Raw genomic sequence first — 15,245 nt, 5'->3', positions numbered from 1 at the left:
TCAGTCACTCTCTGTCGTCTTTCCAGCGGTGTCGGTGGAGGAGGTGGTGTCGGCGGTGGGGGTGGTGGGATCCGCGCGGCGGGCGGAGGCGGCGGCGCGGTCCGCGCGTCCGCCGACGATCATCGCGTAGGCCCACATGCCGCCGAACACGATCGCGACCAGCAGGATCGCGGGCACGAGGATGGCGGACAGCAGGACGATGACCTGCAGGATCCATCCCATCACGATTCCGGTCCTGCTGCCCATCATCCCTGCGGCGGCGAGCATCGCGACGCCGACCACGGCGCCGCCCACGATGCCCCACCACGGCTCGATGCCGGGGCCGAGCGCCTTCAGCCCGTAGACGGTGAGCCCTGCCAGGCCCACGACGATCGCCTCGAACGCGAGGATGATCGACCCGAGCTTCTGCGCGAGCCCCCGCGGTTTCCGGGTGCGGCGGGGACGCACGGCGCGCGCGTCGGTCGCGGAGTGGTCGGTCACGCGCGCCATCCGCTCTTCCAGTCCTCATCGGCGGCGAGCGAGATCGCCTCGCCCGCGAGCACGACGGATCCTGCGATCACAACCGCGCGGCGATCCGCGGAGGCTGCCCATTCACGGGCCGCGTCTGCGGCCTCGGCCAGGGTCGGATGCACCGTGGCCCGGCCGCCGGCGCGCTCCACCAGATCGGCGATCGCGTCGGGTTCGCTCGCCCGGTCGGAGTCGGGGGCGGTCGCGAACACGTGATCGACGGCCGGCAGCAGCGTCTGGACGATGCCCGCCGCGTCCTTGTCTCCGAGCACGCCGAGCACGAGGCCCCACTCGTCGAAGTCGAAGCTGTCCTTCAGCGCGGCCGCGAGGGCGCGTGCGCCGTGCGGGTTGTGCGCCGCGTCCACGACCACGGTCGGGGCGATGCCCAGCAGCTGCAGGCGGCCGGGCGAGGTGGCGCCCTGCAGTCCCTCGGCGAGCACGTCACCGACGATCGCGTGCTGCGCTCCGCCGATGAGCGACTCGACGGCCGCGATCGCGAGGGCCGCGTTGAACCCCTGGTGCTCGCCGTACAGGGGCAGATACTCCTCGGCATACTGCCCCGCGAGGCCCCGCACCGTGATCTGCTGGCCGCCCACGGCGAGGCGCTGCTCGACGAGGGCGAAGTCCTGCCCCTCGAAGGCGATGCTCGCGCCCCGCTCCGCCGCGACCCGGCGCAGCACGGCCTCGGCCTCGGGCGTCTGCCGCGAGGAGACCACGGCGGCGCCGTCCTTGATGATCCCGGCCTTGACCTCCGCGATCTTCGCGATCGTGTCGCCCAGGCGGTCGGCGTGGTCGAGGTCGATCGGGGTGAAGACCGCCGCATCGCCGTCGGCGGTGTTCGTGGAATCCCAGGATCCGCCCATGCCCACCTCGAGCACGAGCACGTCGATGGGGGCGTCCGCGCAGGCCACGAAGGCCAGCACGGTGAGCAGCTCGAAGAAGGTCAGCGGCGCGTCGCCGGAGGCCTCGAGCTCGGCGTCGACGATCCCGACGAAGGGCTCGATCTCCTCCCACGCATCGGCGACGGCGGCATCGGCGATCGGCTCGCCGTCGATCATGATCCGCTCGGTGAACCGCTCCAGGTGCGGGCTCGTGAACAGGCCGGTACGCAGACCGTGCGCGCGCAGCAGGCTCTCGATCATGCGTGCCGTCGAGGTCTTGCCGTTCGTGCCGGTCAGGTGCACCACCCGGTACGTCCGCTGCGGGTCGTCCATGAGCTCGAGCAGGCGGGCCGTGCGCTCCTTGCGAGGCTGCACCCACCGCTCCCCCGCCCGCTCCAGCAGTGCGGAGTAGACGGCGTCCGCGCGTTCGCGGTCATCGGTCACGATGCATCTCCGATCCGGCTCACGGCGACGGCGAATCCGCCGCGGTTCGCGTAGGTGCCCTGGTCGATGTCGGCCACGAACTCCGCCGTGGCGAACTCGGCGGCTGCGTCCAGCACGTCCGCCTCGATCGCGAGCGTCTCCTCGGCCACCGCGGCGACATCGAACGCCGAACGGACCGCCGCGGCATCCTCCGCATCAGCGAAGCGCAGCTGCAGGCGAATACGGTCGCTCACGTCGAAGCCGGCGTTCTTGCGGGTGTCCTGCACGGCGCGGATCACGTCGCGCGCCAGCCCCTCCGCCTCGAGCTCAGGGGTGGTCGCGGTGTCGAGCAGCACGAAGCCGCCGGTCGGGACGACGGCCAGCGCCTCGCCCTCCGGGCGCCCCGTGGTCTCCAGCGCGAGCTCGTACTCGTGCGGTTCGAGGGCGATGCCATCCGCCGTCACCACGCCGGATTCCTCGGTCCAGAAGCCGTCCTTCGCGGCGCGGATCACGCGCTGCACGTCCTTGCCGAGGCGCGGACCAGCGGCGCGGGCGTTGACGCTGAGGCGGTGACTGATGCCGTACTCCGCCGCCGTTCCCTCGCCCTGGGCGACCAGCTCGACGCTCTTCACGTTCAGCTCTTCGCGGAGGATGTCCTCGAACGGCGCCAGCGCAGCCGCCTGCGGCGAGACGACGGTGAAGCGGGCCAGCGGCAGGCGCACGCGCAGCTTCTCCTTCTTGCGCAGCGCGTTGCCGACGCTGGACAGCTCGCGCACCGCGTCCATCGCGTCGCGCACGTCGTCCGCGTGCGGGAACAGCTCGGCATCGGGCCAGTCGGTCAGGTGCACGCTGCGCCCGCCGGTGAGCCCCTGCCAGACGCGCTCGCCGATGAGCGGCACGAGCGGCGCCGCCACGCGGGTCAGCGTCTCCAGCACGGTGTAGAGCGTGTCGAAGGCCTCGGTGGTCGTGGGGTCGGACGGGTCGACGCCCACCCAGAACCGATCGCGCGAGCGGCGGATGTACCAGTTCGTGAGCACCTCGGCGAATTCGCGCAGGCGCGAGGCCGCGGTGGTCGAGTCGAGGCCCTCCAGGTCCTCCTGCACGCCGCGGACGAGATCGCCCGTGCGGGCCAGGATGTACCGGTCCAGCACGTCGGTCGAGTCCGTACGCCAGCGCGCCTCGTAGCCGGAGCCCTCCGGGCCGGCGGCGGCGTTCGCGTAGGTCGCGAAGAAGTACCACGAGTTCCACAGCGGCAGGATGAACTCGCGCACGCCGGCGCGGATCCCCTCCTCCGTCACGGACAGGTTGCCGCCGCGCAGCACCGAGCTCGACATCAGGAACCAGCGCATCGCGTCGGATCCGTTCCGGTCGAACACCTCGGAGACGTCGGGGTAGTTGCGCAGCGACTTCGACATCTTGTAGCCGTCGGATCCCAGCACGATGCCGTGGCAGCTCACGCCCGTGAAAGCGGGGCGGTCGAACAGCGCGGTCGACAGCACGTGCATGAGGTAGAACCAGCCGCGGGTCTGCCCGATGTACTCGACGATGAAGTCGGCGGGCGAGTGCGAGTCGAACCACTCCTGGTTCTCGAACGGGTAGTGCACCTGCGCGAAGGGCATGGACCCCGAGTCGAACCACACGTCGAAGACGTCCTCGATGCGCCGCATCGTGCTCCGCCCGGTGGGGTCATCGGGGTTCGGCCGCGTCAGCTCGTCGATGTACGGACGGTGCAGATCCACCTGTCCCTCGGCGTTGCGCGGCAGGCGACCGAAGTCGCGCTCCATGTCCGCGAGGGATCCGTAGGCGTCGACGCGCGGGTGCTCGGGGTCGTCGCTCTTCCAGATCGGGATCGGGGATCCCCAGTAGCGGTTGCGGCTGATCGACCAGTCTCGCGCGCCCTCGAGCCACTTGCCGAACTGGCCGTGCTTGACGTTCTCCGGCACCCAGGTGATCTGCTCGTTGTTCGCGAGCATGTCGTCCTTGAAGTCAGTGACGCGCACGAACCAGCTGGACACCGCCTTGTAGATGAGAGGGTTCCGGCACCGCCAGCAGTGCGGGTAGGAGTGCAGGTAGCTCTGCAGGCGCAGCAGGCGCCCGTTCGCACGCAGCAGGCGTACGAGCGGCGTGTTCGCGTCCATCCAGAGCTCTCCCGCCACGTCGGTGACGTTCGGCAGGAACCGCCCGCCCTCGTCGAGCGAGAGGATCGTGGGGATCCCCGCGGCGCCCGCGACGCGCTGGTCGTCCTCACCGTAGGCGGGCGCCTGGTGCACGATGCCGGTGCCGTCGCTCGTCGTGACGTAGTCGTCGACGAGGATCTGCCAGGCGTTCTCGGTGCCCCAGGTCTCGGTGTCGGCGTAGTAGTCGAAGAGGCGGTCGTACGTCACGCCCGCCAGCTCGGCGCCGGTCACGGTGGTGGCGACCGCGGCGAGCGCGTCCTCCGCGGTGTCGTAGCCGAGGTCCTTCGCATAGCCGCCGAGCAGGTCCCGCGCGAGCAGGAAGCGGTCGCCCTGCGCCCCCTCCGAGGTTCCGTTCGGCCCCGCGGGCAGCACGGCGTAGACGATCTCCGGCCCCACCGCGAGCGCGAGGTTGGTCGGCAGGGTCCACGGGGTCGTGGTCCAGGCCAGTGCCCTGGCTCCCTCGAGATCGAGGGCCGCCGCCTTCTCCCCGGAAAGCGGGAAGCTCACGGTGACGGAGGGATCCTGGCGCTCCTTGTAGACGTCGTCGTCCATGCGCAGCTCGTGCGCGCTGAGCGGCGTCTCGTCGCGCCAGCAGTACGGGAGCACCCGGTACCCCTCATAGGCGAGGCCCTTGTCGTGCAGGGTCTTGAAGGCCCAGAGCACGCTCTCCATGTAGCCGAGGTCGAGCGTCTTGTAGCCGCGCTCGAAGTCGACCCAGCGCGCCTGGCGGGTGACGTAGTCCTGCCACTCGTGCGTGTAGGCGAGCACCGACTCGCGAGCCTTCGCGTTGAAGACGTCGATCCCCATCTGCTCGATCTCGTCCTTCTCGGTGATCCCGAGCTGCTTCATCGCCTCGAGCTCGGCCGGGAGGCCGTGCGTGTCCCACCCGAACACGCGGTCGACCTTCTTGCCGAGCATGGTCTGGAAGCGCGGGAACAGGTCCTTCGCGTAGCCCGTGAGCAGGTGGCCGTAGTGCGGCAGGCCGTTGGCGAACGGCGGGCCGTCGTAGAAGACCCACTCCTCGGCGCCGTCGCGCTGGGCGATCGAGGCGCGGAAGGTGTCGTCGGCCTCCCAGAACGCGAGCACGTCGCGCTCGATCTCGGGGAAGCGCGGGCTCGGGGTGACGGCGTCGGCGGCGGGGCCGAAGGATCCGGCGGATGAGGTGCGCGGGTAGGTCATCGTGTCTCGCAGTGTCGGTGGCGGGCGGGAGCTGCGCGCCGGGACGATCCTGCGCCGGTTCAGGCGAAGGGACCGCGGTACCACCCTGCATTGCCCGAACCATGAACCTGTCGGTTGACAGCTCAGACCACTTTCACTGCGGCTGTGACGGGCCTGCCCCGCTCGGTTCTACTGATTCCGGCTCCGGCGCTTCGACAGGCTCAGCGACCGCAGGGCGGAACGTTCTTCCGAGAGCTCCCCGGTGATGGCCGGATCGATGCTCGTGCTGTCCAGTCTAACGCCGCCTCTCGGGCCGCCGCGCCGCCGTGCGGAAGAGGGCCGGGTAGGGCATCGAACCATGAGCCGCTGTCGGCGAGAGGTCCTAGGGTCGTGGCATGGCCCGCAGCACCGAACGCCCCCAGCCGCCCCGCGCCTCGCCGCCCGATCTGCCGGACGAGCTCGAAGACGCGGTCGGCCGTCGTCACGGCGACCACGTCGGCCAGAGGATCCCGCTCGCCGAGGATCTCGCGCACGCGCAGTTCGAGCAGTGCTCGCTGTCGGGCGCGGCGGACCGCGTCGACCTGACCGGGGCGACGCTGCTGGATGTCGAGATCGTGGACGCGCGCACGCCTGTGCTGTCGCTCAAGGATGCGACGATCCGGCGGCTGCGCATCGCGGGCGGGCGGATCGGCACGCTCGACCTGTCCGGCGCGCACGTCGCGGAGCTGATGCTCGAGCACGCCCGTATCGACTATCTGTCGCTCGCGGCAGCGAAGATCCAGGACTCCGTCATCGCCGACTGCACGCTCGCGACCGTGGATCTCCCGTCGGCCACGGCCACCCGCGTGAGATTCGAGCGCTGCAGCGCAGACGAGGTCGACACTCGGGGCCTCAGGGCCGACGCTCTCGATCTGCGCGGGCTCGACGCCCTCGCGTTCCTGGACGTGACGGCCCTGCGCGGCACCACGCTGTCGGCACGGCAGGTCGAGCTGCTCGCCCCGGTCTTCGCCCGCGCGGCCGGCATCGAAGTCCAGGACTAGTCGGAGGAGGACGACGCGGCGAGCAGCTCCCGCGTGAACGAGTGCTGCGGCTTGGCCAGCACCTGGGCGGCCGGGCCCTGTTCGACGATCGCCCCGTCCTGCATCACGAGCAGATCGTCGGCCACGGAGGCGATCACGCCGAGGTCGTGCGAGACGAGGAGCATCGTCAGCCCGCGATCGCGCTGCAGGCGGTCCAGCAGCGCGAGGATGCGCGCCCGCACGGTCGCGTCCAGCGCCGAGACCGGCTCATCGAGCACGAGCACTTCGGGCTCCGCCGCGAGCGCACGGGCGATCGCGGCCCGCTGCCGTTGACCGCCCGACAGCGCGGCAGGGCGCCGTGCCGCGAGCGCAGGATCCAGGCCGACCTCGCGCAGCAGGTCGGCTGCGCGCGCCACCCGCTGCCCGCGGGGAACGCCGCCGGCGGCGAGCGCCTCGCGGAGCGAGCGTCCGATCGACCAGCGCGGGTCGAACGCGCCCAGCGGGTTCTGATGCACGAGCTGGATCCGCGGTCGCACACCGGCGGCCCACGTGACCGTGCCGGTGTCGGCGCGCTCGACCCCGAGGACGACACGGGCCAGCGTGGTCTTCCCCGACCCGGATTCCCCGACCACGCCGAGTGTGCGTCCGCGACGCCACGCGAAGGAGATGTCACGGAGCGCGGGCCGGTCGAAGCTCTTGCCGACGGCGGCCACGGTCGCGAGCAGCGGCGCGTCGCCGAGGGGCGCGGTGCGCGGTGCCGGGGTCGAGGCGAGCACGAGGTCTCGCGTGTACGCGTCCTTCGGGGCGGCGAGCACCTGGCCCGCCGCCCCGTGCTCGACGACGCGCCCGTCCTTGAGCACCACCACGCGGTCGGCGATCCGGCGCACCGCCGCCATGTCGTGACTCACGAACACGACCGCGGTGCCGTCGTCGGCGATCCGGCGCAGCAGCGTCAGCACCCGCGCCTGCACGGTGGCGTCCAGCGCCGTGGTCGGTTCGTCGGCGACCAGCACCGTGGGCGCGGCGGCGAGGGCGCTCGCGATGAGGGCCCGTTGACGCAGCCCGCCGGAGAGCTCGTGCGGTCGCTGCCGGGCGCGACGCTCCGGTTCCGGAATGGCGACGTCGGCGAGCAGCTCCCGCACCCGCGCGCCCCGTGCCGCACGCGGAACGGATCCATGGATCTCCAGCGGCTCGGCGACCTCGGCGCTGATGCGGCGCAGCGGATCCAGGGACACGAGCGCATCCTGCGAGACCAGGGCGATGCGTGCTCCGCGGAGCGTCCGCCAGCCGCGCTCGGGCAGCGCCACGGCATCGACACCGTCCACCTCGAGCGTTGCCGCGGAGACCACGGCGTGCTCCGGCAGCAGGCCGAGCAGCGCCCGGACCGTGAGGGACTTGCCGGCCCCCGACTCCCCGACGAGCGCGACGCACTCCCCCGGCGCGACCGTGAACGCGACGTCGTCCACGAGCACTCGCCGGTCGATGCGGATGCGCAGGCCCTCAACCCGGAGAACGGACCGGGCGCCGCCCGCGGGAGCCTCGGCGCTCATGCGCGCCTCCCCTCGGCTCGGGCCCGCAGCGTGCGCCCGACGAAGGTCGCCGCGAGCACGGTCAGCGTGATCGCCAGCCCGGGGAACACGGCGATCCACCAGGCCTGGCCGAGCACGTTGCGCCCGCCCGCGAGCATCAGCCCCCACTCGGGCGACGGCTCCGCGGGGCCGAGCCCGAGGAAGCTGAGGCCCGCGGCGGCGAGGATGCTGGAACCGAGCCCGATCGTTGCGAGCACGCTGAGCGCGCCGAGCACACCGGGCGCGACGTGCCGTCGGAACGTCGTGAACGCTCCGACGCCGAGGATGCGCGCCGCCTCCACATGCTCGGCGCGCCGCAGCACCTGGGTCTGCGCGCGGGCGAGCCGCACGTACACGGGGATCGCGGCGAGCGTCACGCCGATGGCGACGTTGGCGACTCCGGGGCCGAGGATCGCCACGACGACCAGGGCCAGCAGGAACTCGGGGAACGCCATCAGCACGTCGTTCGTGCGCATCAGGGCGGCGTCGACCGGCCGCGGCGCCACCCCGGCGAGCGCACCGACCATCAGACCGACCACGAGTGCCAGAGCAGTGGCCAGGACACCGATGCCGAGCGAGCGCCCGGCCCCGTGCACGACCCTGGCGTACACGTCGCGCCCGCTCTGATCCGTACCGAACGGGTGCCCCGGTCCCGGCGGCAGCAACGCGTCGCGCACATGGGTCTGCAGCGGATCCGCCGGGGCGAGCAGGGACGGCACGAGGGCGGCCAGCACGAACGCGGCCAGCACGAGCACGGCGACCGCGAGCAGGGCGCGCCGCACCGGCCTCATGCCGCGGCCTCCGGGCGCGCGGGTGCAGCCTCGGCCGGGCGACCCGCGGATGCCCGCAGGCGCGGATCCAGGAACGGCGCCGCGAGCTCGACGAGGGTGTTCACGATCACGTACACGAGGGCGCTGAACAGGATGATCCCGGTCACCACCGGCAGGTCGCGCCCGGTGATCGCCGCCAGCGTCACCCGCCCCAGTCCCGGCCGGGCGAACACCGTCTCCACCAGCACCGCACCGCCCAGCAGCGACCCCACGAGGTATGCGCTCAGGGTCAGCGCCCCGATCGAGCCGTGCCGCAGGGTGTGCCGCAGCGTGAGCCGGGCATGGTCGGCGCCGCGTGCGCGCACCGTCAGCGCCCACGGCTGCCGCTCGGCCGCCTCCACGCCGTCGCGAAGCACCTGGCCGAGCAGCGCCGCGACGGGCAGCGCCAGGGTGACCGCCGGCAGCACGAGGCTCGCCCCGGTCCGTGAGCCCGCGACGGGGAACCATCCCAGCCCGAAGGCGAACACCGTGAGCAGCAGCAGCCCGATCCAGAACACGGGCGAGGACAGCACGATCAGCTCCCCTGCCGCGACGAGCCCTCGGGCGAACGGCCGGCGGGCGATCAGCACTCCGGCGAGCGCGAGCAGCACCGCGATCGCGAGGGCGAGGGCCGTGAGCTGCAGCGTGGCGCCCAGCTGACGGCCGATCACCTCGCTCACCGGCATCCGCAGCTGATAGGACGTGCCGAGATCACCGTGCAGCAGATCGGACAGCATCGACAGATACTGCTGCCAGAGCGGCCGGTCCAGCCCGAGTTCCGCCCGGATCCGCTCCTTGACCGCCTCGCCCACCTGGGCCTGCGGGCCGAGCATGACGCTCACCGGGTCGCCGGGCAGCACCCGGAACGCGAGGAACGAGAGGGTCGCCGCGCCCCACAGCACGAGCACGACCGACAGCGCCGTCCCGCCGATCCGGCGCAACACGGCACCGGATCGGCGGGCGGACCTGTTCTGGAGTCGCTGTCGATCCCTCACGAGCGGACGATATCGCGAACCGCGCTCACTTCACGCTGGTGCCGAAGAACAGCGGCCGCCCGTAGATGTCGAAGCCGAGACCCGTCACCTTGTCGCCCACGGCCGTGATCGCGGAGGTGACGTACAGCGGGACGATAGCGTCGTCCTTCGCGTTCCACTGCTGGATCTGCGCGTAGACGTCGGCCCGCTTGGTCGCATCGGTCGTGGCGATGCCGTCCTTCAGGAGCTGGTCGAGCTTCGGGTCGCTCACCGAGGACGCGTTCTGGAAGCCGTCGGTCGCCAGATGGCTGCGCAGCAGATCGGGGTCGACGCCGGAGAAGTCCCAGTCGGTGATGTCGAAGGTCTTGGGGCCGTACTTCTCGTTGTAGGCGCCCGGTTCCAGCGTCTCGCGCGTGACCTCGAACCCGACGGCCTTGAGGTCCGACTGGATCGCGTTCGCGAGGGCCGCGTGGTCATCGGAGACGGGGGTCCAGGCGATCCAGTTCGCCGTGAGGCGCTTCCCGTCCTTGACGCGGATGCCGTCCGCTCCGCGCTGGGTCCAGCCGGCCTCGTCGAGGAGCTTGTTCGCGAGATCCTTGTCGAAGGGCCAGCTCTTCTCGAGGCTCTTGTCGTAGCCGGGCGTGGTCGGTCCGAGGATGCTCCACGCGCGCGGGAACTGGCCGAAGAAGATCTTGTCGACAGCGGCGTCCACGTCGATCGCCCGGGTGACGGCCTCGCGCACCTTCTGATCCGCGAACACCCCGTTGCGCTCGTTGAGGAAGAGCGAGTACGGCAGGCCGGGCACCTGCACGGACTTCACGGTCGCGGATCCCTTGATCTGCGACACGAGGTTCGGCGGCAGCTGCGAGGCGAGGTCGATCTCGCCCGAGGTCACGGATCCGCTGCGCACGGACGCCTCCGGCAGGATCTGGACCCGCAGCGTCTTGAACGCGGGCGCCTTCTGCCCCTCCGGCGCCCAGGCGTACTTCGCGTTGCGGGTGTACACGATCTCCTGATCGGGCGTGTACGACGAGATCTGGAACGGGCCGGTGCCCACGGTGATGCCCTTGCCGCCGGCGGCGAGATCCGCCGAGTGCTCGGTGAGCGACTTCGGCGCGTAGAAGCCGAGCTGCGCGGTGCTCGCCGCCTGCAGGAACGGCGCGTAGGGCTGCGAGAACGTGACCTTCACGGTGGTCGGGTCCACCACTTCGGTGCCCTTGTAGAGGTCGCCGCCGAGCATGCTCGCGGCCTGCGCGGACTTGGTCGCGGGATCCGCGATGCGATCGAAGTTCGCCTTCACGGCCGCCGCGTCGAACTTCTCGCCGTCGGTGAAGGTGACATCGTCGCGCAGGTGGAACGTGTAGACGGTCCCGTCCGCGGAGACCTCCCACTTCTTCGCGAGCCATGGCACGAAGGTTCCGTCCGCCTTCTGGAACACCAGCGAGTCCAGCACGGCGCGCTGCACCATGGCGGTCACGTCGAGCTGGCTGGTCTGCGGATCCATCTTGCCGCTGGAGAGCAGGCTGCCGTCGACACCCCAGACGAGCTCGCCGTTCGCGTCACCGGATCCGGATCCGCTCGAGGCGGAGCAGGCGCTGAGAGCGAGCGCGGCGGCCGCGGCGAGCGCGGTGAAGGGCAGGAGTCGACGCCGAAGCGGAGAAGGCATGAGGAATCCTCGGGGTGCGGTGAGGGGTGCTGAGTGCGGGACACTCCAGGCTACCGGTTTGTGGACGGGGTGGATCTATCGGTGGCGTTCCGTGCAGGCCTGCCCGGTAGACTGTCGCCACACCCCACACTCAGGCACGCTCACACAGTGCCGCACACATCGAACGAGGAGATCCATGTCGTCGTTGAACGCCATCCCGGACAAGCCCGCACTGGAAGGCCTCGAAGCGAAGTGGGGTGAGCGCTGGTCCACGGACGGCACGTTCCTCTTCGATCGCCTCCGCGCCGCGCAGGACGGCCGTGACGGCGTCTACTCGATCGACACTCCGCCGCCGACGGCGAGCGGCAGCCTGCACATCGGCCACGTGTTCTCCTACACGCACACCGACATCAAGGCGCGCTTCGAGCGCATGCGCGGCAAGAACGTGTTCTACCCGATGGGCTGGGACGACAACGGCCTGCCCACCGAGCGCCGCGTGCAGAACTACTACGGCGTGCGCTGCGACCCGTCGCTGGGCTACGACCCCGACTTCACTCCCCCGTTCGAGGGTGGCGACAACAAGTCCTCCCGGGCAGCGGATCAGCTGCCCATCAGCCGGCGCAACTTCATCGAGCTGTGCGAGAAGCTCACCGAGGAGGATGAGAAGCACTTCGAGGCCCTCTTCCGTCAGCTCGGACTGAGCGTCGACTGGACCCAGACATACCGCACCATCTCGAACGAGTCGATCCGGCAGAGCCAGCTGGCGTTCCTGCGCAACCTCGAGCGCGGTGAGGCCTACCAGTCCCTCGCACCGACCCTGTGGGACGTCGATTTCCGCTCCGCGATCGCGCAGGCCGAGCTCGAGGACCGCGACCAGCAGGCCGCGTATCACACCATCGATTTCCCGTTCGCGGACGGATCGGGCCACATCACGATCGAGACGACGCGTCCCGAGCTGCTGCCCGCGTGCGTGGCGATCGTCACGCACCCGGAGGGCCCGCACAAGCACCTCATCGGCACGAAGGTGCGCACACCCTTCTTCGACGCCGACATCGAGATCCACGGCCACCACCTCGCCCAGCCCGACAAGGGCACCGGCGCCGCCATGGTCTGCACCTTCGGCGACGTGACCGACATCGTGTGGTGGCGCGAGCTGCGCACGACCGACGGCCGCGACCTGCCGAACATGACCACGATCGGCCTCGACGGGCGCTTCCTGCCCGACGCCCCCGCCTCGGTGGGCCACGCGGACGCGGCCGCCTGGTATGTGGAGAACATGGCCGGCAAGACGGTGTTCTCGGCCCGCAAGGCGCTCGTGGAGAAGCTCCAGGAGACCGGAGCCATGACCGCGGTCGGCAAGCCGTTCAACCACGCGGTGAAGTTCTTCGAGAAGGGCGACCGCCCGCTCGAGATCGTCTCCACCCGCCAGTGGTACATCCGCAACGGCGCGCGCGACGCCGGGCTCCGCGACCAGCTGCTCGCGCATGGCGCCGAACTGAGCTGGCACCCGGAGTTCATGCGCGTGCGCTACGAGAACTGGGTGGGCGGCCTGACCGGCGACTGGCTGGTCTCCCGGCAGCGCTTCTTCGGCGTGCCGATCCCGCTGTGGTACGCGCTCGACGAGAACGGCGAGCGCGACTACGACCGCGTCCTGACCCCCGCTCACGCGACCCTGCCGATCGATCCCACGAGCGACGTGCCCGCCGGCTACACCGCAGACCAGCGCGGCGTGCCGGGCGGTTTCGACGCTGAAGCGGACATCCTCGACACCTGGGCGACCTCGTCCCTCACCCCCCAGCTCGCGGGCGGCTGGGAGCGCGACGGCGAGCTCTGGGATCTCGTGTCGCCGATGGACCTGCGTCCGCAGGGACAGGACATCATCCGCACCTGGCTGTTCTCGACCATGCTGCGCTCGACGCTCGAGGACGGCCGCACCCCCTGGCGGAACGCCGCGATCAGCGGCTTCATCGTCGACCCCGACCGCAAGAAGATGTCCAAGTCCAAGGGCAACGTGGTCACCCCCGCCGACATCCTCGACGCGCACGGATCCGATGCGGTGCGGTACTGGTCGGCTTCCAGCCGGCTCGGGGCCGACGCCGCGTTCGACCCGCAGAACCCGACGCAGGTGAAGATCGGTCGCCGCCTGGCGATCAAGATCCTCAACGCCGCGAAGTTCGTGCTGTCCTTCCCCGTGCCCGAGGGCGCCGAGATCACGCACGCCCTGGACGCCTCGATGCTCGCCACCCTGGACGGCGTGGTGCGCGATGCGACCACGGCGTTCGAGAACTACGACCAGGCCAGGGCGCTGGAGATCACCGAGGCGTTCTTCTGGACCTTCTGCGACGACTATCTCGAGCTCGTCAAGGAGCGCGCCTACGACCGCACGAACGTCGGTCAGGCGTCCGCGGCCCTCGCGCTGCGTCTCGCGCTGTCGACGCTGCTGCGCCTGCTCGCCCCGATCGTCTCGTTCGCGACCGAGGAGGCCTGGAGCTGGTTCGAGGACGGCTCGGTGCACACTGCGGCCTGGCCTGAGCCGCTCGGCCCCGTGCCGGGATCGACCGAAGCAGGCGACCCCGTCGTCCTCGCGACCGCGAGCAAGGCGCTGATCGGCATCCGCCGGGCGAAGACCGAGGCCAAGGCCTCCCAGAAGACCCCGGTGTCCTCCGCGACGATCGCCGCCCCGCCGGCCGAGATCGCGGCCCTCGAGGCCGCAGCCGACGACCTCCGGGCCGTGGGTCGCATCTCGGAGATCGCCTTCGTCGAGGCCGACGCGCTCGAGGTCACAGCCATCGAGCTGGCACCGGCCGAGGAGGCATGATGCAGCTCGGGACACGCTGGGCCGCCGGATCCGAGCCGCCGGCATCGGTTCCCGCGGCCCTGCGCCCGGCCATCGCCGACGCTGAGGCGCGCAGCGTCGCGGGCGGCACGCTGAGCCTGCACACCGGGGCGCTGAACCTGCTGCGCGGGACTTGGACCCTCACCTGGCTGGAGGGCCGGCCGATCGCCGAGCTCGACACGGGCTGGGAGGTCTCGCGCACCGCCTCGGGCGAGGTCGTGGTCCGTCCGTTCGAAGACTGATCGGTCCCCTCCCGGGGTCGTCGAGCGAGCACCGACGCAGTCGGAGCGAGACGAGACGCCGCCCGCGCGGGGCTCTCAGCGCGAGCGTGAGCCGATCATCTGCAGCGCCTGCTCGAGGACGTACGGATCCGCGGTCCTGCGCGCCTGCTGCTCGCGAAGCATGTCGATGGCGAGCGCGCGTCGCTCCGCCCGGCGCTCGATGCGCCGGCGGACGTGAGCGGTGATCGCGTCGGCGACGCGGAGCCCCGTGCGCTCGACGAAGGTGGGGGCGGCGATGTGCAGCGTCGCGGCGGTCATGACAGCTCCTCGGTCTCGGTGGTGCGGTGTTCCGCGGCGCCGCGGGGGCGAGCGTCGGGAAGGTCGAACAGGTCTGCGCGGATCGTGACGCGGCGCACGTCGGGGCCGGTCTGGTCCCGATAGCGCTGCACGGCCGCCTCGACGACCTCATCGATCTGCCGTGCGAGCTCCTGCAGCTGCGGCGCGGTCATGTCGAGCATCGTCGTCATGTGGTGTGCGGCGTCGCGCCATTCCTGCGGCACCTCGGACTGCGGGCGATGCAGATGATCCATGAGGCGCTGGTGCCGGTTGCGGAAGAACTCGTCCTCCACGATCTGGGCGGCGGCCCGGCCGGACGGCGTCATCTCATCGTTCGGCCCGGAGAAGGACATCCGGCCGCGTGGGCGCTCCCACCACCGCTCGCGCGCCGTGCCGCGATCGGCGACCTCGTGGATGAGGTCACGCGCGGCGAGCGCCCGCAGGTGGTAGCTGGTGACGCCGGAGCTCTCCCCGATCAGCCCGGCGAGCGAACTCGCCGTCTGCGGGCCGCGCTCTGCGAGCAGATCGAGGATCCGCACCCGCAGCGGGTGCGCGAGAGCTTTCAGCGCACTCGCGTCGAGCGTGCGATCGTCGGACGTCGCTTCTCGTCGAGGTGTCTCGTTCTCCGTCATGCATGCAAAGATACCTTTGCAAGAGACTCTTTGCAAGTATTTCTTTGCACACTTCCCCG

The 15,245-nt window shown here is 71.0% G+C and carries 12 protein-coding genes; 3 read left to right on the top strand and 9 right to left on the bottom strand.

Annotation, left to right across the window (positions count from 1 at the left end; genetic code table 11):
- From LXM50_RS00935 to ileS, 3 genes are read right to left on the bottom strand one after another with little or no spacing between them, the layout of a single operon-like run.
- Window positions 1-489, bottom strand: a complete 489-nt coding sequence (locus tag LXM50_RS00935) for a DUF4233 domain-containing protein (RefSeq protein ID WP_233309235.1) — start codon at window positions 487-489, stop codon at window positions 1-3.
- A complete protein-coding gene (locus LXM50_RS00930) occupies window positions 477-1,832 on the bottom strand; it encodes a folylpolyglutamate synthase/dihydrofolate synthase family protein (protein WP_233309234.1) in 1,356 nt (451 codons plus the stop codon). Before LXM50_RS00930 ends, LXM50_RS00935 begins: the two co-directional genes overlap by 13 nt.
- Window positions 1,829-5,167 carry an isoleucine--tRNA ligase gene (gene ileS, locus LXM50_RS00925; protein ID WP_233309233.1) on the bottom strand — a complete coding sequence of 1,113 codons (3,339 nt, stop codon included), beginning with the start codon at window positions 5,165-5,167 and terminating at the stop codon, window positions 1,829-1,831. Before ileS ends, LXM50_RS00930 begins: the two co-directional genes overlap by 4 nt.
- 374 nt (window positions 5,168-5,541) lie before the next feature.
- On the opposite strand from ileS, the gene LXM50_RS00920 reads away from it, so the two are divergent.
- A complete protein-coding gene (locus LXM50_RS00920) occupies window positions 5,542-6,186 on the top strand; it encodes a pentapeptide repeat-containing protein (protein ID WP_233309232.1) in 645 nt (214 codons plus the stop codon).
- Here the strand turns inward: LXM50_RS00920 and LXM50_RS00915 are convergent.
- From LXM50_RS00915 to LXM50_RS00900, 4 genes are read right to left on the bottom strand one after another with little or no spacing between them, the layout of a single operon-like run.
- A complete protein-coding gene (locus LXM50_RS00915) occupies window positions 6,183-7,715 on the bottom strand; it encodes an ABC transporter ATP-binding protein (RefSeq protein WP_233309231.1) in 1,533 nt (510 codons plus the stop codon). The two genes, LXM50_RS00920 and LXM50_RS00915, sit on opposite strands and share 4 nt — an antisense overlap.
- Window positions 7,712-8,524 carry an ABC transporter permease gene (locus LXM50_RS00910; protein WP_233309230.1) on the bottom strand — a complete coding sequence of 271 codons (813 nt, stop codon included), beginning with the start codon at window positions 8,522-8,524 and terminating at the stop codon, window positions 7,712-7,714. The genes LXM50_RS00915 and LXM50_RS00910 overlap by 4 nt, the downstream gene beginning before the upstream one ends.
- Complete coding sequence (locus LXM50_RS00905) at window positions 8,521-9,537, bottom strand: ABC transporter permease (RefSeq protein ID WP_233309229.1); 1,017 nt, start codon at window positions 9,535-9,537, stop codon at window positions 8,521-8,523. Before LXM50_RS00905 ends, LXM50_RS00910 begins: the two co-directional genes overlap by 4 nt.
- Before the next feature lie 25 nt (window positions 9,538-9,562).
- Window positions 9,563-11,182 carry an ABC transporter substrate-binding protein gene (locus LXM50_RS00900; RefSeq protein WP_233309228.1) on the bottom strand — a complete coding sequence of 540 codons (1,620 nt, stop codon included), beginning with the start codon at window positions 11,180-11,182 and terminating at the stop codon, window positions 9,563-9,565.
- A gap of 175 nt (window positions 11,183-11,357) precedes the next feature.
- Between LXM50_RS00900 and valS the strand changes: the two genes are divergently transcribed.
- Both valS and LXM50_RS00890 read left to right on the top strand, forming a co-directional pair.
- Window positions 11,358-13,979 carry a valine--tRNA ligase gene (valS, locus tag LXM50_RS00895; protein ID WP_233309227.1) on the top strand — a complete coding sequence of 874 codons (2,622 nt, stop codon included), beginning with the start codon at window positions 11,358-11,360 and terminating at the stop codon, window positions 13,977-13,979.
- On the top strand, window positions 13,979-14,239 hold the full coding sequence (locus tag LXM50_RS00890) for a hypothetical protein (RefSeq protein WP_233309226.1): 261 nt from the start codon (window positions 13,979-13,981) through the stop codon (window positions 14,237-14,239). The genes valS and LXM50_RS00890 overlap by 1 nt, the downstream gene beginning before the upstream one ends.
- A gap of 75 nt (window positions 14,240-14,314) precedes the next feature.
- On the opposite strand, the gene LXM50_RS00885 is transcribed toward LXM50_RS00890, so the two are convergent.
- Complete coding sequence (locus tag LXM50_RS00885; RefSeq protein WP_233309225.1) at window positions 14,315-14,536, bottom strand: hypothetical protein; 222 nt, start codon at window positions 14,534-14,536, stop codon at window positions 14,315-14,317.
- Window positions 14,533-15,186 (bottom strand): helix-turn-helix domain-containing protein, encoded by a 654-nt coding sequence (locus LXM50_RS00880; RefSeq protein WP_233309224.1) that lies wholly within the window; start codon window positions 15,184-15,186, stop codon window positions 14,533-14,535. Before LXM50_RS00880 ends, LXM50_RS00885 begins: the two co-directional genes overlap by 4 nt.
- Window positions 15,187-15,245: the final 59 nt, after the last annotated feature.

This window comes from Microbacterium sp. Au-Mic1, from assembly GCF_021341785.1.
GTDB lineage: Bacteria > Actinomycetota > Actinomycetes > Actinomycetales > Microbacteriaceae > Microbacterium.
This window is presented reverse-complemented; position numbering and strand designations above follow the sequence as displayed.